This window comes from Paenibacillus yanchengensis (genome assembly GCF_042684845.1).
Lineage (GTDB): Bacteria > Bacillota > Bacilli > Paenibacillales > Paenibacillaceae > Pristimantibacillus > Pristimantibacillus yanchengensis.
In genome coordinates, this window is record NZ_JBHUMH010000016.1 from 44,639 (window position 1) to 63,230 (window position 18,592).

18 protein-coding genes are annotated in these 18,592 nt (G+C 39.6%); 14 read left to right on the forward strand and 4 right to left on the reverse strand.

The window, feature by feature from the left end; all coding sequences use genetic code 11:
* Positions 1–139 precede the first annotated feature (139 nt).
* Complete coding sequence (locus tag ACFSTH_RS07350; protein WP_377772893.1) at positions 140–595, forward strand: acyl-CoA thioesterase; 456 nt, start codon at positions 140–142, stop codon at positions 593–595.
* Between the two features lie 42 nt (positions 596–637).
* The gene (locus ACFSTH_RS07355; RefSeq protein WP_377772775.1) at positions 638–1,033 is read left to right on the forward strand and encodes an FxsA family protein; all 396 of its coding nucleotides are present in this window, start codon (positions 638–640) and stop codon (positions 1,031–1,033) included.
* Between the two features lie 2 nt (positions 1,034–1,035).
* On the opposite strand, the gene ACFSTH_RS07360 is transcribed toward ACFSTH_RS07355, so the two are convergent.
* Entirely contained in the window at positions 1,036–2,568 is a 1,533-nt protein-coding gene (locus ACFSTH_RS07360) for a Ppx/GppA phosphatase family protein (RefSeq protein WP_377772773.1), read from the reverse strand.
* Positions 2,569–2,774: 206 nt separating this feature from the next.
* Between ACFSTH_RS07360 and citZ the strand changes: the two genes are divergently transcribed.
* The 9 genes from citZ to ACFSTH_RS07405 all read left to right on the forward strand — a co-directional run bounded on the left by citZ (position 2,775) and on the right by ACFSTH_RS07405 (position 12,432).
* Entirely contained in the window at positions 2,775–3,887 is a 1,113-nt protein-coding gene (gene citZ, locus ACFSTH_RS07365; protein WP_377772771.1) for a citrate synthase, read from the forward strand.
* A 78-nt stretch (positions 3,888–3,965) separates the two neighbouring features.
* The gene (icd, locus tag ACFSTH_RS07370; RefSeq protein WP_377772769.1) at positions 3,966–5,261 is read left to right on the forward strand and encodes an NADP-dependent isocitrate dehydrogenase; all 1,296 of its coding nucleotides are present in this window, start codon (positions 3,966–3,968) and stop codon (positions 5,259–5,261) included.
* A gap of 63 nt (positions 5,262–5,324) precedes the next feature.
* Positions 5,325–6,275, forward strand: coding sequence for a malate dehydrogenase (gene mdh / locus ACFSTH_RS07375; RefSeq protein WP_377772767.1), 951 nt, complete (start codon positions 5,325–5,327; stop codon positions 6,273–6,275).
* Between the two features lie 119 nt (positions 6,276–6,394).
* The gene (recQ, locus tag ACFSTH_RS07380) at positions 6,395–8,524 is read left to right on the forward strand and encodes a DNA helicase RecQ (protein ID WP_377772765.1); all 2,130 of its coding nucleotides are present in this window, start codon (positions 6,395–6,397) and stop codon (positions 8,522–8,524) included.
* A gap of 100 nt (positions 8,525–8,624) precedes the next feature.
* Entirely contained in the window at positions 8,625–9,044 is a 420-nt protein-coding gene (locus ACFSTH_RS07385; protein WP_377772763.1) for a hypothetical protein, read from the forward strand.
* Positions 9,045–9,090: 46 nt separating this feature from the next.
* On the forward strand, positions 9,091–10,047 hold the full coding sequence (locus ACFSTH_RS07390; protein ID WP_377772761.1) for a sugar kinase: 957 nt from the start codon (positions 9,091–9,093) through the stop codon (positions 10,045–10,047).
* 2 nt (positions 10,048–10,049) lie between these two features.
* A complete protein-coding gene (locus ACFSTH_RS07395; RefSeq protein ID WP_377772759.1) occupies positions 10,050–10,835 on the forward strand; it encodes a DeoR/GlpR family DNA-binding transcription regulator in 786 nt (261 codons plus the stop codon).
* Positions 10,836–11,351: 516 nt separating this feature from the next.
* Positions 11,352–11,702, forward strand: a complete 351-nt coding sequence (locus ACFSTH_RS07400) for a rhodanese-like domain-containing protein (protein WP_377772757.1) — start codon at positions 11,352–11,354, stop codon at positions 11,700–11,702.
* A 103-nt stretch (positions 11,703–11,805) separates the two neighbouring features.
* On the forward strand, positions 11,806–12,432 hold the full coding sequence (locus ACFSTH_RS07405) for a hypothetical protein (protein WP_377772755.1): 627 nt from the start codon (positions 11,806–11,808) through the stop codon (positions 12,430–12,432).
* Between the two features lie 58 nt (positions 12,433–12,490).
* Here ACFSTH_RS07405 and nagA read toward each other — a convergent pair whose 3' ends face one another.
* Positions 12,491–13,696: an N-acetylglucosamine-6-phosphate deacetylase gene (gene nagA, locus ACFSTH_RS07410; protein ID WP_377772753.1), complete on the reverse strand. Its 1,206-nt coding sequence runs from the start codon at positions 13,694–13,696 to the stop codon at positions 12,491–12,493.
* Positions 13,697–14,422 (reverse strand): glucosamine-6-phosphate deaminase, encoded by a 726-nt coding sequence (nagB, locus tag ACFSTH_RS07415; protein WP_377772751.1) that lies wholly within the window; start codon positions 14,420–14,422, stop codon positions 13,697–13,699. It abuts the gene before it with no gap.
* A gap of 192 nt (positions 14,423–14,614) precedes the next feature.
* On the opposite strand from nagB, the gene fni reads away from it, so the two are divergent.
* Together fni and ACFSTH_RS07425 are read left to right on the forward strand one after the other, a co-directional pair.
* Entirely contained in the window at positions 14,615–15,661 is a 1,047-nt protein-coding gene (gene fni, locus ACFSTH_RS07420; protein ID WP_377772749.1) for a type 2 isopentenyl-diphosphate Delta-isomerase, read from the forward strand.
* Positions 15,662–15,715: 54 nt separating this feature from the next.
* A complete protein-coding gene (locus tag ACFSTH_RS07425; RefSeq protein ID WP_377772747.1) occupies positions 15,716–16,696 on the forward strand; it encodes an MBL fold metallo-hydrolase in 981 nt (326 codons plus the stop codon).
* A 49-nt stretch (positions 16,697–16,745) separates the two neighbouring features.
* Here the strand turns inward: ACFSTH_RS07425 and ACFSTH_RS07430 are convergent, their stop codons facing one another.
* A complete protein-coding gene (locus ACFSTH_RS07430) occupies positions 16,746–17,285 on the reverse strand; it encodes a phosphatidylglycerophosphatase A family protein (RefSeq protein ID WP_377772745.1) in 540 nt (179 codons plus the stop codon).
* 125 nt (positions 17,286–17,410) lie between these two features.
* On the opposite strand from ACFSTH_RS07430, the gene ACFSTH_RS07435 reads away from it, so the two are divergent.
* Entirely contained in the window at positions 17,411–18,547 is a 1,137-nt protein-coding gene (locus ACFSTH_RS07435; protein ID WP_377772743.1) for a GerMN domain-containing protein, read from the forward strand.
* Positions 18,548–18,592: the final 45 nt, after the last annotated feature.

Consider the following 18,592-nt stretch of genomic DNA (forward strand, 5'->3'; position numbering starts at 1 on the left):
GAACAGTTGGACAAGTTTTGCTTCCCGACTGTTCTTTTTTTTATTTTTTGAAAGACAAGTGTTAATATGTAGATATGATATTTTTAGCTTGAAATGAGTAGGATAAAGTCATTGGGAAAGGATGAGTATAGCATTGACAATGAAACAGCAAGGATGGGTAGTTCATCCACTTCGTGTTCGGTATCAAGAAACGGATCAAATGGGCGTTGTGTTTCATGCTAACTATTTGACGTGGTTAGAGATGGGGAGAACAGAGTGGGTGCGACAGCACGGATTTACTTACAAAGAGATGGAAGATAAGGGAGTATTGTTACCCATTATTGATTTGCAATGCAAGTTTGTTAGCCCAGCACGTTACGATGATCATGTGATTGTCTGTACAACACTTACTGAAAGTAGTCGACTGCAAATGAAGTTTACTGCACAGATAAGAAAAGTGGATGAGGCAATTGCGACAACGACTACATTAGTAGATGATCCATTGCCAGGGGAGTTACTAGTGCAGGCAGAAACAAACCATGTGTTTGTAAATAAACAATTAAAACCGATTCGTATTCTGAAAATAATGCCAGAATTGGCAAGTATACTAACGTAAAGATTAGATAGCAATTAGTAAGTAATATACAGAGGTGAGCATATGAAAAAATGGTGGTTACTTTTATTTATTCTAGTACCTGTTATAGAAATTTGGGGAATTGCTCAAGTGAGTAATCAATTGGGCGGTTTACTGACATTGACGTTGCTGTTTCTAATTGTTGCACTTGGCTTTTATATTTTACGTGTTTATGGATTGCGAGCGTGGCAAACCGTTGCAGAACAGCTTGCAGCTGGACAGCCGCCAGGGTTTGCCATGCTCGATGGTATATGCATCTTTGTCGGTGCTGTTTTATTGATGATACCAGGCTTTTTCACCGATATTGTTGCGTTGTTGCTGTTAATACCATTTACACGACCAATATTCAAAAAAATAATATTTCATTGGTTAGAGAAACTGATGAAGTCTGGTCGCTTTACGATGATTGGTCGATTTTAACTTTAATAATGAAGTATCGAAACTCGAATGACTAACTGGATTCCCCATACTCTGCGAAATTCATTGCCAAGCTGTTTTATTTCTTGTAATTCTAAATCTAGTGATGCGGTTGTTTTGACATGTAAAATGTATTGATATTCATTCCATTCACTTCTAATTTGTTTGATTACTTGTTGTTTACTACGATCTAGTGCAGCGGCAACTTTTAAAATGGTACCAAGTTTTTGGACTAAATCAATGTCACCTTCATGTAAAATTGCATTATATTTGTGCAGTTGATTTCTTGCTAAACCTTTTGTTTTGTAAGCTGCAATTGCTGCAGTTAGCAGCTGTTCTCTGTGCGTTAAACCGTATAATTTAGCATGTAGCAACAAATAAAAAGTGTGTTCGCTATAAAAATCGTAATCGATATATATTCCTATTTTGTATAGAGGAGCCGCTGTTTTTAACAATTTGTAGGCGTCGGAACGCAAAGGTGCATTAGCTGTTAAATGGTGTAACAAGTGAGTAGCCATACGTTTTATTTGATTGCGATATGATATGGTTTCTGGACTGTACAATGTACAAATATTGTCGATACTTTCCTCCAGCGGACTATAGCGATAGTCAATTTTTTGTTGCATTGTTAAATATAAACCATCGCGTAAACCAGTACTGCAAATAATGAGCTGTGAAACATTTAATAATGGAATAAGGCATAATAATATTGCCATTCCAGGCAAGATAACATCGGTGCGATCACGAGTAATTCCGGCTGTTCGACCTAGCTGATCTTTAGCTAATAAACATAGTTGATCGAAGAGGTGGGTAATGGTAGTAACGTCCATCGTGAAATTATGTATATTACGATAAACATAATTTGATTTATGTTGATAGACGGTAGCCATTGTGCGCAGTGTGCCACCAATGCCAACCATTCTATAGCCGAATTTGGCGTATTTCTCTATCCAAGGATTGTTTTTTATTTCATTTGTCAAATATTTTTGAAGAGAACTTTGATGAAGTTGTTCGGTTGACAAATAAAGTTGTTCGAATTGTAAAGCATTAATACAACCAATCGGTAATGAAACGCTGTGTAGTAGCTGTCTATTTTTGAATAACGAAATTTCTGTACTACCTCCACCAATATCAATCAAAAAGCCGTTTTTAATAGTAAGTGATTGCAACATTCCGGCAAAACCTAAAGCGGCTTCTTGCTCACCACTTAATAATTCGATTTGCAATTGCGTTTTTTGTTTGATTTCTGCAATAATTTGTTTATTATTAATAGCAAAGCGTAAAGCGGCAGTTGCTACCGTTCGAATATGATTTACCTGATGATGTTCGCAGATCGATTTAAAGTAACGAATGGCTTTGAGCAATTTTTGGACAGCTTCTTGTTTTAACCGTTTATCTTTATCCAAGTATTCTCCTAGTCGTGTAGCCACTTTATTCGTTTCAATAATACGATGGGCACCGCTTGCTGTTCGTTCGTATATTACAATTCTTACAGAATTAGAACCAATATCAATAATAGCTACTTTGCCATTTGACATGAGAAACCTCCCTGAAAACAAAACATCCAAATATTTAGTTGAGATGTGAAAAAAGAAAGCGATTCAATTTTGTAATTAACGTGATAAATCAATTTTATGTGTGATCTTGTTCACATCATTGTCAAAATCATTTATGATTGAATAGTTAAGTTTAAACTATATCATTACATTTATTCAATTACTATGAGTATAAAGGAGAGAGTACGATGACAGCAACAAAAGGTCTTGAAGGAATTGTGGCAGCAACATCATCCATCAGCTCGATCATTGACGGAGCGCTAACATATCGTGGAATTAATATTGATGAATTAGCTGAAAATGCAACTTTCGAAGAAGTAATTTATTTGTTATGGTATGGCAAATTGCCTAATCGAGCTGAACTTGCTAAGTTGCAAGAACAGTTGGATCAATATGCCGTTATTCCAGAGCAAGTAATTGCTCAAATTAAATTGTATCCAGCACAAACGAACTCTATGGCTGCACTGCGTACTGCTGTATCTAGTCTGGCGCTATATGACGAGGAAGCAAACGACATGTCGGAAGAAGCTAACTTGCGTAAAGCTATCAAATTGCAGGCACAATTGCCAACGATCATTGCCGCATATTCACGTATACGTGAAGGGAAAGATCCTATTGCTCCAAAAGCAGGCGTATCGATCGCATATAACTTTTTGTACATGTTATCAGGTAACGAGCCCGCAGATGTAGCAGTTAAAGCGCTTGATCAAGCACTAGTATTGCACGCAGATCATGAATTGAATGCGTCCACATTCGCAGCACGGGTAACCGTTGCAACTTTGTCTGATATATACTCAGGCGTTACTTCTGCTATCGGCACATTAAAAGGACCACTACATGGTGGAGCTAATGAAGCGGTAATGGTGATGCTGGAAGAAATAGGTTCGTTCGAAAACGTAGAGCCATACATTCAAAATGCGCTCGCTAATCGAGTGAAGATTATGGGCTTCGGTCACCGCGTTTACAAAAATGGTGATCCACGAGCTAAACATTTGCAAAAAATGTCTCGTGAGCTTGGTAAGCTTAATGGTGATTTAATGTTGTATGAGATGTCTACTAAAATTGAAGAATTGGTGACAGGTCAAAAAGGGCTTAAACCAAACGTTGATTTTTACTCTGCATCAGTTTATACAACACTTGGAATTGCTCGTGATTTGTTTACACCGATATTTGCAATTAGCCGTGTTTCTGGTTGGACAGCACATATATTGGAACAGTTTTCCGATAATCGTCTAATTCGTCCTCGAGCAGACTATGTAGGGGCAAGTAATGTAAAATATATCCCGATTGAGGATCGTTAATTACTCACATAAATAGGAAACATGGTATACTAGACAGTGTGATCTTTGTTATAAACATATTTTAGGAGGAATTTATACATGGTTAAGTTTGATAAATACGCATTGCCAACAGAAGGCGAGCAAATTACTATCAATGATGGTGTTTTGCAAGTGCCTAACAATCCGATCGTACCTTTCATCGAAGGAGATGGAACAGGACGTGACATTTGGCGTGCCTCAAAACGAGTACTAGATGCTGCAGTTAAAAAAGCATATAGCGGTTCAAAAAATATCGCTTGGTATGAAGTATTTGCAGGTGAAAAAGCATTTAACGAGTTTGGTGAGTGGTTGCCAGCGGACACACTTACTGCTATACGTGAATATATAGTTGCTATTAAAGGACCACTTACAACTCCTATCGGTGGCGGAATTCGTTCTTTGAACGTTGCGCTTCGTCAAGAGCTTGATTTGTATACATGTCTTCGTCCGGTACGTTATTTTGACGGTGTACCATCGCCAGTAAAACGTCCAGAGCTTGTTGATATGGTTATTTTCCGTGAGAATACGGAAGATATCTATGCAGGTATTGAGTATGAAGCAAATTCTCCAGAAGTTAAAAAACTAATCGAGTTTCTTCAAAATGAAATGGGAGTTAATAAAATCCGTTTCCCTGAAACTTCCGGTATCGGTATTAAACCAGTATCTTCTGAAGGTACAAAACGTCTTGTTCGTGCAGCAATTGAATATGCTATCAGTCATGGACGTAAATCGGTAACACTTGTTCACAAAGGGAACATTATGAAATTTACCGAAGGAGCTTTCAAAAACTGGGGTTATGAAGTTGCAGAGCAAGAATTTGCAGAGCAAGTATTCACTTGGGGTCAATATGATCGCATAAAAGAAGCTGAAGGCGTAGATGCAGCTAACAAAGCACAAGCAGACGCAGAAGCAGCAGGCAAAATCATTATTAAAGACGCAATTGCAGATATCGCATTGCAGCAAGTATTGACTCGCCCAACTGACTTTGATGTAATTGCTACACTAAACTTAAACGGTGACTACTTGTCCGATGCCCTTGCAGCTCAAGTTGGTGGCATTGGTATTGCACCAGGTGCTAACATTAACTACTTAACTGGACATGCTATCTTCGAAGCTACACATGGTACAGCTCCAAAATATGCAGACAAAGACGTAGTAAACCCAGGTTCTGTTATTCTATCTGGCGTTATGATGCTAGAGCATTTGGGCTGGCAAGAAGCTGCTGATCTTATCTACAAAGGAATGGAAGCTGCAATTAATAATAAAACGGTGACTTATGACTTTGCTCGTTTGATGGACGGTGCTACGGAAGTAAAATGTTCAGCATTTGCTGACGAAATCATAAACAACATGTAATAAAGCTAATTATCATTAGCGAGATGTTAATGATGCAAGGAACATAGTGCAGGAGGATTGGCAATGCGTATAAAGCGAAATAAAATTACAATCGTTGGTGCTGGATTTACAGGAGCGACTACAGCGCTTATGTTGGCACAAAAAGAGCTTGGGGATATCGTATTGGTTGACATTCCTGAACTTGAAAATCCGACCAAAGGTAAAGCATTAGATATGCTAGAAGCAACGCCTGTCATGGGTGTTGATGCTAAAATTATCGGAACAGCTAACTATGAGGATACAGCAGATTCTGATATTGTCATTGTTACAGCTGGTATTGCTCGCAAACCTGGCATGAGCAGAGACGATTTAGTTAGTACAAACGCTCGTATTGTCACATCGGTATGTGAACAGATTAAACGGACAAGTCCGAATGCTTACGTTATTATTTTGAGCAATCCAGTAGATGCGATGACTTATGTTGCATATCAGGTGCTAGGTTTTCCGAAAAATCGTGTCATTGGTCAGTCAGGTGTACTGGATACTGCACGCTACTGTACGTTTATTGCTGAGGAACTAAATGTTTCAGTAGAAGATGTGCAAGGATTTGTACTTGGTGGTCATGGTGATGATATGGTACCGTTAGTTCGCTACTCGAATGTAGGTGGTATTCCTTTGGAAAAACTACTACCAGCGGATCGCATTGCTGCGATTGTTGATCGAGCGCGAGTCGGTGGAGGAGAAATCGTTAGTTTGCTTGGAAACGGGAGTGCTTACTATGCTCCAGCCGCATCGTTAGTACAAATGACAGAAGCTATTTTGAAAGATAAAAAGCGGATACTACCTGTAATTGCTTATTTGGAAGGCGAATTTGGCTACCAACAATTGTTTATGGGTGTACCAGTCATATTGGGAGCTGGCGGTATCGAAAAAGTGATGGAGCTTGAGCTTACCGAAGAAGAACAAGCAGCACTGGATCAATCGGCACAATCTGTACGAGATGTTATTGCTATTGTACAAACTAGTTCGCTATAACGATAATTAGTTCATTAATTTTAAATATAATGATTCACTAGTACAAGGGATCTTGACTTCATTGCCAGGGTCCCTTGTATCTTTGTTTAGTAATAGATGAAAGGGAGGAAAGCAGGACCATGTTAAAACAAGCTGCTCAAATCCTTCAACAAGTATACGGGTACGATTCCTTTCGCAAAGGGCAGGAAGAAATTATATCTACCGTATTGCAAGGTAGGGATACGCTCGCCATATTGCCAACAGGGGCTGGGAAATCAGTCTGTTATCAAATACCGGCGCTATTATTACCAGGTACTACGCTTGTTATTTCTCCGTTAATTTCATTGATGAAAGATCAAGTAGATAATTTGCGGCGAGTTGGTGTAAGTTGTGCTTATTTAAATAGTTCGTTAACTGCTGCTGAATATAGTAATACGCTTTCAGAAGCGATAGCCGGGCACTACAAGCTGCTCTATATTGCGCCAGAAAGATTGGATGCACCATTATTTTTGCAATTGTTAGAGCGGTTAGCAATCCCATTGATTGCCATTGATGAAGCACACTGTGTATCGCAGTGGGGTCACGATTTTCGACCAAGCTACAAACAGCTTTCTGAACGAATAGCCTCGCTTACAACTAGACCACGTTTGGCTTGTTTTACCGCAACAGCGACACCAGAAGTAGCAGAAGATATAGTAGCGATGATGAAACTTCGTGAACCAGCGACTTTCGTAACCGGATTTGAACGACCTAACTTGCGACTTGCTGTAGTGAATCCGAACGATAAAGCAATCTATTTAAAGCAATATGTGCAAAACCGCCCACAGCAATCAGGAATTATTTATGCAGCTACTCGCAAAGAAACCGATACAGTACAGCACATGCTGATGCGACTTGGTGTGAAATGTGGTAAGTATCACGGTGGGATGAGTGACCGAGATCGAGAAGAAGTGCAAGAGCAATTTCGCTTTGGCGATCTAGATGTTATCGTCGCAACGAATGCATTTGGAATGGGTATCGATAAGCCGGATGTGCGTTATGTCATTCACTGGCAGATGCCTGCTGATATAGAATCATATTATCAGGAAGCAGGTCGAGCTGGACGAGATGGCGATCAAAGTGATTGTATTCTCCTATTTAATCCTGCCGATATTCGGATTCAACGGTTTTTAATTGAGCAAAGTATGACAGATGAAGAGCGAAAATCAGTAGCGCAAGCTAATCTAAATATAATGATCAATTACTGTCTTACAGAAAAATGTTTGCAACAATTTATTGGACAATATTTTGGTCAGCTCGACGTTGCTAGTTGTAGTACTTGCAGTAATTGTTTGGATGAAAGTGAAAGCATTAATCGCACAGTAGAAGCGAAAATGGCACTTTCTTGTGTAGGAAGAATGCGTGGCAGATTCGGTGTCACTATGGTCGCCAAAGTGCTACGCGGCTCTAGGGAGCGCAAGGTATTAGATACGAAGTTAGATCAATTATCAACATACGGTCTATTGCGTCATTGGGCGGAAAAAGAAGTAACAGATTGGCTCTACTGGCTTATCGCTGAAGGCTATATGCGGTTAAGTGATGGGCAATATCCAACGGTAACGTTAACAGCAGAATCTTTACCTATTTTGGAGGGAAAGCAGGACGTCTACCAACGGGTATCCGCAACTACGGTCAAACAAACAAGCAAGTCAACGGTTGCCTCGCCTATGTTTGAACTATTGCGTCATTGGCGCAAACAAAAAGCAGCAGCAGAACAAGTTCCTCCATTTGTTATTTTTACTGATGTTACTCTACGAGAACTGGCATTGTCTAAACCATCCTCGCTGGAGCAATTGTTGCTTGTAAAAGGAATTGGTCACGCAAAAGCAACCAAATATGGGGAAGAGCTGCTTGCCATGTTTGGTAATGATACAGGAGATACTAGCGAACAAACCGATCATATAGACGATGTAGATGGTACAGAAACAAAAAATGAAGCGGCAAGTCATCAGGTGACGTTTCGTATGTTTGAACAAGGATTAGAGATCCAAGCAATTGCTCAATTACGCGGTTTATCGCAAACTACCATTGAAGCGCATCTCATTCGAGTATTAGAAGAAGGGGAGCAATTCGATGTTAGTCGCATATTGGATAAAGAGACATTTCAGGTGATTGCACAAGTTATAAACGAACAAGATTATGAAAAGTTGAGAGAGATTAAAGAGAAATTGCCAGAACAAATTACTTATTTTCAAATTCGAGTCGTTATCTATCTTATTAAAAAGAAATGATCGATGTAAGTCATTTGTAGGCAAGGTTTGAAAAAGTAAAAGATTCTGATACACTACTTATAGAGGTATATAGAAATAGAAGGAAGGCAGAGGATAAGTTATGGTTAATGTGATGTTGTTATTACACGTGATTGGTGCTGCAGGAATGGGTTTTTATTTGGTCTTGCCATTTATGATTGGGAGAGCTTCCAAACTATCTGGAACAGGACAAGGTGGTTTGTCAGAAGGGTTGTTAGTGGCTAATCGAATGGCACAATACTTCCTTATCCTTCAGTTTCTAACAGGTGGATATCTTATTTCTAAAGGCGATTACAGCGTAGCATGGATGATTATTATCGTTTTATTATTTCTTGGTATTGCAGCGGTTGGTGGTATTGTAACAAAACCACTAAAACAGATTAAAGTTTCTATTGAACAAGGACAAAGTGCTACAGCTCATATTTCCAAAGCACGGACGCTTAGTTTTATAGTATGGGTTATGTTTATTGCTATTCTAGTATTAATGAAATATACATTCTAATATGAAATAACGTAGGTATAGACTTAATTTGTAGGGGGAACTTGACGTGCAACTATCATCACCTGATATTGTAACTTTTGGAGAATCAATGGCACTTCTTATGCCAAAGGAGCATATGCCGATTGAACGATCCTCATCGCTAGATCTCAGCTTTGGTGGAGCGGAGAGTAATGTCGCTATAGGTCTTGCACGGTTAGGTGTTTCTGTAGGCTGGTGTGGAACTCTTGGTGCAGATCCGTATGGTACATTAATATTGAAAACGTTGCGTGGAGAAGGTGTGGATATATCGCGTGCTACACTAAGCAGCGAAGCTCCAACAGGCACTATGTTACGTGAGCATGTTGCTGGTAAGTTAGCTGTTCATTATTTCCGCAAACATTCTGCAGCTAGTCAAATGAAGCCGGAAGACTTGGATGAAGAGTATATTCGTGGTGCACAAATTTTGCATATTACTGGTATTACACCGGCATTAAGCGACAATGGTTTAGCTACGATAAAACATGCTGTTTCTATCGCGAAGCAAGCGGGAGTAAAGATAAGCTTTGATCCGAATTTACGGTTGAAACTGTGGTCTATTGAAGAAGCACGGGCAGTTCTATTACCAATTGCGGCAGAAGCAGACTACTTTTTACCTGGCTGGGATGAATTAAAATTGCTGTATGACACGGAAGATTATGAAGAAGTGAAAACACATTTACGTGCATTAAAGGCGATTTCAATTATTAAAGGTAAAGATAATTCGACGATAGTATTGGAGAAAGATACAGAAACAGCAGTTCCATTTTATAAAGCGGAGCAAGTTGTTGATACGGTTGGTGCTGGTGATGGCTTCTGTTCAGGTTTTTTGGCAGGAATTTCTAAAGGAATGTCGTTAGTTGAAGCGACCAAATTGGCGAGCATCAATGGATCGCTAGTTATTCAGATGCGTGGAGATTGGGAAGCATTACCGGACTATACAAGTGTGGAACGATTGTTACTAGATAAGGTGTGGGTGGAACGATAGTTATGCCACAGGTGCAACTTTCCAAGGGGGAGAAGCGTCGAGAGGCAATTGTACAACATCTGAAAGTAGAAGGACGCATTACGATTCAACAAATTGTACAACACTTTCAATGTTCGGAAGCTACAGCAAGACGTGATTTAGAGCAATTGTCCAAACAAGAACGAATTATTCGCACGATTGGCGGTGCCCGTTACGAAGGAATAGCTGTAGCACATGAATTACCATTCTCTCAAAAAGAGCATCTTGCTTATTTGGAAAAAGAAAGAGTAGCCGAATTAGCTGTTTCGTTAATAAACGAAGGAGATATTGTCGGCCTATCCGGTGGTACAACCAGCTTTTTGTTAGCTAAGTTACTGAAAGAACGCCAAGGAATTACCGTTGTGACAAATGCGATTAATATTGCGATGGAGCTTGCTGGTAGTTCTGTACAAGTAGTAGTTATTGGTGGTATTTTACGTCATAATAGCTTTGAATTGTGCGGTCCTTTGGGCGAAGCGATGATTAGTCAACTACATATAGGAAAAATGTTCGTCGGTGTTGACGGTATTTCTCTATCCGGTGGTATTAGTAGTTACTCAGAGCAAGAAGCACAAACTGTGAAAGCGTTGATGAGTCGTTCCGAAATGACAATTGCATTATTCGATCACACAAAATGGAATAAAACTTCGTTGTTTTCTGTTGCTCCACTAAGTGAACTCGATATTGTCGTGACGGATCGGCGAATGAAAGGTGATCTAGAAAAGTCATTAACAGCTCATCAAGTGAAAATATATGCTGTAGTCGGTTAAGTGATTACAGACTGTATACATTAAATCAAAAGAGACCTGCATTTCAAATGCAGGTCTCTTTTGATTGATTTTTATCACAATTCATTGTTTATTGAACTATTTTTTTTTACAGTTGTGAAATTTATGATTAGAGTAGTCTTCTCGTTCATTCTAATTTAATATCAGCCGCTAAAACTTCAAAGTGAAAAATCGTTTCTTGTTCGTTTCTTTACACAGTGGGATATTCAATTAATGGTCATTCCTGGTCTACTATTAATTTTTATATTTCGTTATATCAATGCTTTCGGTAGATAACGGCAGTATTAATATCCTTTTAGAGAATATTAAATTGAACTATGGAATAAATTATGGTGTGTACTTATATAGTAAGCTTGGCATAGGCACGACGGGCATTATAACGATCCCTACAGCAAAATAAACTAGCATAATATATTCTATTCGAAAAATGTGGAAGTATCTTATATAATGAAAGAATGATCATAGAAAAGTAGAGCTTCGGAAGAAAGGGGGAGAAGGATGATGGAGTGGCTAATTATTGCTTTATTGGCCGTTTTTTTGTTTTATTCTATGCGCAAAGGACCAACTAAAGGTGTTAAATCGATTACGACTTCGGAACTAGCATCTATGCTGAACGATCCTAACAAAGTATTTATTGATGTGCGTACTCCTGGAGAATTTGCTGGAAAACGTATTCAACAATTTAAAAACATTCCACTTGGCGGTGATTTGTCACAATTGCCACACGATAAAGAGATCGTTGTTATATGTCAAAGTGGTATGCGCAGTGTCCAAGCATGCAAGCAATTAAAGCAGTTAGGCTACAAAAAGATTGTTAATGTTAAAGGCGGCATGAGCGCTTGGTCATAACAACTGCTGGGGAGATTGATAATGTAATCATACCATAAATAGCATAACAGTAATTGTTGCAGTCGCCTAATTGGTGTATAATGACGATAGCGAGGTGCTCGATATGAATGAAAACAAGATTATCGAAATTTTAACCCATATGCAGGATCAAATGAATCATATCCAGCAAGACGTTTCAGGTATGCAGGATCAAATGAATCATATCCAGCGAGACGTTACAAGTACGCAAGAACAAGTGAATCATATCCAGCAAGATGTTATTAGTTTGCAGGATCAAGTGAAAATTATCCAGCGAGATGTTGCAAGTACGCAGGATCAAGTGAAAATTATCCAGCGAGACGTTGCAAGTACGCAGGATCAAGTGAAAATTATCCAGCGAGATGTTGCAAGTACGCAGGATCAAGTGAAACATATCCAGCAAGATGTAACAGTTATGCAGGATCAAATGAAACACATCCAGCAAGACGTAACAGTTATGCAGGATCAAGTGAAACACATCCAGCAAGACGTAACAGTTATGCAGGATCAAATGAACAATGTCCAGCAAGATGTAACAAGTATTAAACAATCCGTGGAGCGTGCGGAAATGCAACAACAAGAAGATGTTGTTGCTGTACTTAAAACGATTCATGAAAAAGTAGAGATAATATCACACCGACAAAATGAGTCGGATAATGTTATTGATTTGCTGGCAGCTAAAACTGTAAGATTGGAAGCAAAACGAGCATAACACTATATAGTTTAAAATGGCGACCCACTTGGTCGCCATTTCCTTTTTCATATGTTTATTATCGATTATAAATTGCGATTCCATTTGTCCAAGTGGATTGGACTTGAAAGTTGTCATCAAGCCATACGAGATCGGCTTGTTTGCCGATAGAAATAGAGCCTGTTGTATGATCAATTCCTAGTTGACGGGCAGCATTTTTACTTGCCAATTGACTAATTTCGTGTAGTGCGAGCGAACTATTGTTAGCCAAATATTGGACTGCTTTATTCATCGTTAAACTACTACCAGCGAGCGCTCCGCCTTCCGTTAAACGAGCGACGCCATCTTTGACTGTTACTGCAAGCCCACCTAGTTGATAATTGCCATCAACCATACCAGCAGCTTCGATAGCATCGGTAATAAGGATGAGTTTATCTATTGGTTTGGCACGTAAAAGTAAATCGATCGCTGCGCGATGAACATGCTCTCCATCAGCGATAATTTCGCAATAGATGCGATCATCGGTTAAGACAGCACCGAGCGTTCCAGGTTCACGGTGATGCAGTCCTTTCATCGCGTTAAACGTATGGACCGCATGTGTTAAACCAGCATCGGCAGCAGATTGAATATCAGAATAAAGGGCATCTGTATGACCACATGCTGTAATAATTTGTTGATTAGCTAACCAGTTTATTAAAGGCGCAGCTTCTTCTTTTTCGGGAGCCAATGTAAGCAACTTAATTTGATCTGGCCACTTGTCTATCCACTCTGCTAGCCATGCTTTAGTTGGAGGCTGGATATAAGCTGGATTTTGTGCGCCGGGCCACTTTTCACTAATAAATGGACCTTCCAAATGAACGCCAATAATGGTTGCTCCTGATTGCTCGTTAGTTTGTTGGTTTTGGCGATAACTAGTTACCGCTGCTAGTACTGCCTCGATAGCTTCCTTCGAAGCAGTCATTGTAGTTGCTAGCATCTTAGTAGTACCGTGCGCGGCGTGGAAGGAAGTAATAGCATCATAACTTGCATGGTCTGCATTCATAAAATCGCCACCATTACCACCATGTACGTGCACATCGATAAAACCAGCCATTAATAATCCATTTTGCCCATCTATCGTAGCAATTTGTTGGATGTTTTCGGTTAATAAATGATATTCCTTGCTGCTGGCTGGAATTATATTTGCTATTTTTCCGAGTTCTACAACGACAGCGCCATAAATGGTCGACGTTTCAGTAACTATACGGACATTGTTTATTATCCAAGAAGTAGCAGCTGACATCATTTAGTCCAACATCCTTCCAGCTTCTTCATCAAGCAGGACGGTCACATTTGCATGAAGCTGCAATAAGGAAGCCGGTACTTGGGTTGTAATAGGTCCCTGTAATGCTTGTTTTACGATGGCAGCTTTATCTGCACCACGAACTAACATTAAAATATGTTTTGCTTTCATAATGGAAGCAATACCCATAGTCATCGCATGTTTCGGTACTTCGTCGATCGATGCAAAGAAACGTGCATTCGCTTGCAACGTTTTTTCATCTAGCTTTACAATATGTGTTTTAGCAGACAATGCTTCCGCTGGTTCGTTAAAGGCGATATGTCCATTATGTCCTAGTCCAAGCAGTTGAATATCTAGTGGTTTTTCCGTAAGCTTTTCTTCAAAACGTTGACATTCTTCCTTAGCGTCACTAGCTGTACCATCTAGCAAATGAATGTGTTCTGCTGGTAGGTCAATATGATTAAATAACTGCTCATGCATAAAATAAGAGTAGCTTTGTGGATTATCAGGTGTAATTCCGATATACTCATCTAGATTAAAAGTATAGGCTTGCTTGAAGCTTACTTCATTATTTTTGTATAATTGCACCAATGCATTGTATAGGCCGATAGGTGTAGAACCAGTTGCTAAACCTAAAACAGCATTTGGTTTACTTTGCAATAAATTAGCAAAGATTTGGGCTGCATGATTATCGAGTTCTTGTTGTGTTGCGAAAGTTTTAATGTTCATCGTAAGTACCCTCCATTTAGAAATAAGTTTCTCTACACTCTAGTGTAAACCAATTATAAAAATTGCACAATAAAATGATGTTTACAATCACTTTTTTGATTGTTTCAATCATAAATCTATGAAAATTGTATGAAATGGTAAATCAGGTTCGTTTGTATGTTATATTACAGCAGTATAGAGAGGAGCTTAGCCATGGAAACTACACATACAATGAAGCGAAAAGGGGAACATATTCGCATATGTTTAAATGAAGATGTGAATAGTGAAGGAATTGATACTGGCCTCGGACGGTATCGTTTTATACATAATGCTTTGCCAGAAATTAATTTTTCTCAAATAGATTTATCTACAGAGTGGCTTGGACATCAATTACAAACACCGTTATTGATTAGTTCGATGACTGGAGGAACACCAGAGACAGCAATTATAAACGAGCGTTTAGCAAAAATGGCAGAACAAAGAGGTTGGGCCATTGGGCTTGGTTCGATGCGAGCTGCATTAGAAAATGAATCGGTAGCTACGACATTTCAAATTCGCAAATATGCTCCTTCCGTACCAATTATCGCTAACATTGGCGCAGTTCAATTAAATTATGGTGTGACGGCTGCCGATTGTTTAAAGTTGGTACATATGGCGGAAGCAAGCGCATTGGTGCTTCATCTTAATAGTATGCAAGAAGTATTTCAGCCAGAGGGAGACACGAACTTTAGTGACTTACTTCGAAAAATTGAGCAGCTTTGTCACACGCTTAAGGTACCTGTTGGGGTAAAGGAAGTTGGTTGGGGCATCGATGGTAGAACAGCAGCCAAATTGGTAGATGCGGGTGTCGCATTTATTGATGTTGCTGGAGCAGGCGGTACATCGTGGAGTCAGGTGGAAAAACATCGTATGCAAGACCCCGTACGTATTCATGCAGCGGAGACTTTCGCCAATTGGGGTATTGCTACGGCAGATAGTATTATAGATGTGCGTGAACATGTGCCACAAACATTTGTAGTTGCGAGTGGTGGAATGCGTAGTGGCGTTGATGTTGCTAAAGCATTGGCACTGGGAGCTCATCTTGCTGGTTTCGGCAGAACATTGCTGAAAGGTGCAGCAGCTGAAAACGATATGATAGCGATGGAGCAATTACAGCAACAGTTTCAAACGATTGAGTTTGAATTAAAAGCAACGATGTTTGGGATCGGAGTAGCATCGATTGAGGAGCTACGCCATACGGATAGAATACATTTGCGATAAATCGGCATGGATGAGCAAAGAGCAGATGCGCAAATTAAATAGGGTAGGGTGACGATGTTAAATAGATTGCTACAAGTGAAAATACCTTTGCCATATTCTTTGAAATATACGAATAGTTATTGGGTTAAGGGGCAGAATGGCTGGACTATTATTGACCCCGGATTACGAACGAATGAAGCAATAATTGTTTATGAGCAAACATTAGCTGAGCAACAGATTACTTGGTCGGACATTACACAAATTATTGTGACTCATCAACATCCTGATCATTACGGTATGGCGGGCTACGTACAGCAGCACTCAGCTGCTCCAGTCTATATGTCGAAGCGTTCGCATGCGTACACGCAGCGGTTGTGGGGGGATCACATAGGGGGTGGCAGTGAATTTAATGAAGCGCTGGGCGAGTTATTTCGTCAACATGGTATGCCCGAATCTCTGATTGAAGCTATTGCTTATCATTTATTAGACTTTAAAGAGAAAGTATTGCCACATCCCAAAGTTACTTACATATCAGCTGGAGAGAATATAGTAATTGGTGATCGATCGTTCCTTTTGCTCGAAGCTAATGGACATGCTGCTGGACAATTGTGTATGTACAATGAAGGGGAAAAAATAATGTTTTGTGGAGATCAAGTATTAAATCGCATTACGCCCAACATTAGTATCGTTCCCGGTGAAACGGATAACCCCTTAGCTTCGTTTCTAAACAGCTTGGATGAGCTGAAGCAATATGATGTGAGACTTGCCTATCCCGGTCATAGAGAGGTCATTACGAACTTTAGAGAGAGAATCGAGCAATTGGAAGCGCACCATCAAAGACGGTTATTGCAGTTGAAAGAGATGTTAGACGATAATAGCTATACAGCATTTGCTTGCTGTGAACTATTTTTTGGTACACACTTACGTACCAATCCACATAATTTACGTTTTGCGATGGCCGAAACGATAGCTCATCTTGCCTACTTGCATGCGCAAGGGGAAATAGAGCAACAAGAAACTGCCGAAGTGCTAATATATCGAGTAATCACTAAATAGTGCTCGTTTATATTAGCTGCTTCGGCAGTTTTTTTGAACTATATAGTTATTAATCTAGTGGGGGAGTAGTTTCGCCTTCTAGTTCTGCCTGGCGACGATGAGCCATTCGGCTGGCAGCTGATGCAGCGATTGCACCGACAATGTCATCGAGAAAAGTATGCGTAATAACATCATCTTTTTTGTTTAGCTCTACTAATATACCTGGTTTTAGTTTATCGATATAACCAAAATTAGTAAATCCGATGCTACCATATACGTTCACGATCGACAAAGCTAATATTTCATCACAACCGTACAAACTTTCATCGTTACTGATCATATCTTGTAGCGGCGCTATTAATTTTCCTTGATCTGCTAGAATATCCAATTGAATTCCTGTCAGGACAGCATTTTGAACTTCTCGTTTGGAAAGTACGGCTTTTACATGTTCAACACAGCTATCGACAGTCAAAGCAGCAAAGTAATCTTTTTGTAAAAAGTAGACGAGTTCAGCGATGGCTTCTATACTTACGCCTCTTTCTTCTAATAGATCATAGGTCGCTTTGGCAACTTCTTTACTATTCAAAGCATATTGCTTATTATTGCTCATTTCATTTCCCCCTAAATTTTTAATGGACAAAACTGGTCTAAAACGAAGAAGGGCTCGTATACATATTACTATAAAAGTCTAGTTGTACAAAGGACCTTGTAAAAAAAGATTGGGGAGGACATTAAATGATGAAGCAAAGTAAGTGGTTACGCCATGCAGTATTGGTCATGTTATTAGTATTACCTGTGTTGTTAGCTGGGTGTGGTATTTTCTCAAAAGAAGGAAAAGCAATTGATCCACCGCAAGTAGAGATGGAGGAGCGAGAAGAACTTCAACAACAGCCGTCGGAAGAGCAACAGCGTGGTAACGAAGCAGGGAAAGAAGGAGAAGCGGGAGCAAATGAACAACCAACAACTGGTGCAGTAGAGGAAAACGATCAAGCGAAAGGCAATGAGCAAACGACTGTTTATTTAAAAGATCAAAATGGTTACGTCGCTCCAATATCCATTCCTGTAGCAATAGAAGAAGGAGTAGAACTTGGTCAGCGTACGTTAGAGCTAATGGTAGACAACGGTCAGTACGCTTCTTTATTACCAGAAGATTTTCGAGCTTTAATCCCGCAAGGAACGGAAGTATTGCAATATCGCCTTGATCCACAAACGAATGTTGCACAGGTTGATTTTTCAGAGTCGTTTGCGAATTACAATGATCAAGACGAACGTTCAATATTAGAGGCGATTACATGGTCGCTTACATCATTACCGGGCGTACAAGGAGTAGAGCTATATCATGAAGGAGCAAAATTAGCTGAAATGCCGATGGCTGGTTATCCACTTGATGAACCATTAACACGCGAAATGGGCATTAACGTTGAGCTGGCTAGCGGTGTAAGCTACACAAACTCTTATCCAGTTACGTTATATTTTTCAGCGTTAACATATTATGATGAACAATATTATGTACCAGTAACAAGGCTGATTGAGCGAGCGGATTCGGCAGCAGAAGCTGCTATGGAACAGCTAATTGTAGGACCGCAAAATAAAAAGGATCTATTAGCTGTTTTACTGCCAGACATGGCGGTTAGTAGTATAGCACAGCAAGATGGTGTATTGACGGTAGATTTGGAAAATACCACTTTTGCTACGGATGAGAAAATTCCAGGTGAAATGATGGATGCTATCTTACTATCGTTGTTTGAAAACACCAATGCTCAATCTGTTCAAGTGAAATTAAATGGTCAAAGCGACATAGTCGACGATCGTAATAAAACATATAGTGAGCCGGTAGCAAGACCAGAGCAAGTAAATGCGATTAAATTGTAAGGCGAATATCGATAAAAAACTGCTGTTATTACAACAGCAGTTTTT

Bases quoted from the DNA above. Each gene is read 5' to 3' on its own strand.
- ACFSTH_RS07355 (WP_377772775.1), top strand. From the start codon at position 638: ATGAAAAAATGGTGGTTACTTTTATTTATTCTAGTACCTGTTATAGAA.
- nagB (WP_377772751.1), bottom strand. From the start codon at position 14,422: ATGAACATTAAAACTTTCGCAACACAACAAGAACTCGATAATCATGCA.
- fni (WP_377772749.1), top strand. From the start codon at position 14,615: ATGGAAACTACACATACAATGAAGCGAAAAGGGGAACATATTCGCATA.
- ACFSTH_RS07400 (WP_377772757.1), top strand. From the start codon at position 11,352: ATGATGGAGTGGCTAATTATTGCTTTATTGGCCGTTTTTTTGTTTTAT.
- ACFSTH_RS07395 (WP_377772759.1), top strand. From the start codon at position 10,050: ATGCCACAGGTGCAACTTTCCAAGGGGGAGAAGCGTCGAGAGGCAATT.
- ACFSTH_RS07350 (WP_377772893.1), top strand. From the start codon at position 140: ATGAAACAGCAAGGATGGGTAGTTCATCCACTTCGTGTTCGGTATCAA.
- icd (WP_377772769.1), top strand. From the start codon at position 3,966: ATGGTTAAGTTTGATAAATACGCATTGCCAACAGAAGGCGAGCAAATT.
- mdh (WP_377772767.1), top strand. From the start codon at position 5,325: ATGCGTATAAAGCGAAATAAAATTACAATCGTTGGTGCTGGATTTACA.
- nagA (WP_377772753.1), bottom strand. From the start codon at position 13,696: ATGATGTCAGCTGCTACTTCTTGGATAATAAACAATGTCCGTATAGTT.
- ACFSTH_RS07360 (WP_377772773.1), bottom strand. From the start codon at position 2,568: ATGTCAAATGGCAAAGTAGCTATTATTGATATTGGTTCTAATTCTGTA.
- ACFSTH_RS07430 (WP_377772745.1), bottom strand. From the start codon at position 17,285: ATGAGCAATAATAAGCAATATGCTTTGAATAGTAAAGAAGTTGCCAAA.
- ACFSTH_RS07385 (WP_377772763.1), top strand. From the start codon at position 8,625: ATGGTTAATGTGATGTTGTTATTACACGTGATTGGTGCTGCAGGAATG.
- ACFSTH_RS07435 (WP_377772743.1), top strand. From the start codon at position 17,411: ATGATGAAGCAAAGTAAGTGGTTACGCCATGCAGTATTGGTCATGTTA.
- ACFSTH_RS07405 (WP_377772755.1), top strand. From the start codon at position 11,806: ATGAATGAAAACAAGATTATCGAAATTTTAACCCATATGCAGGATCAA.
- recQ (WP_377772765.1), top strand. From the start codon at position 6,395: ATGTTAAAACAAGCTGCTCAAATCCTTCAACAAGTATACGGGTACGAT.
- ACFSTH_RS07425 (WP_377772747.1), top strand. From the start codon at position 15,716: ATGTTAAATAGATTGCTACAAGTGAAAATACCTTTGCCATATTCTTTG.
- citZ (WP_377772771.1), top strand. From the start codon at position 2,775: ATGACAGCAACAAAAGGTCTTGAAGGAATTGTGGCAGCAACATCATCC.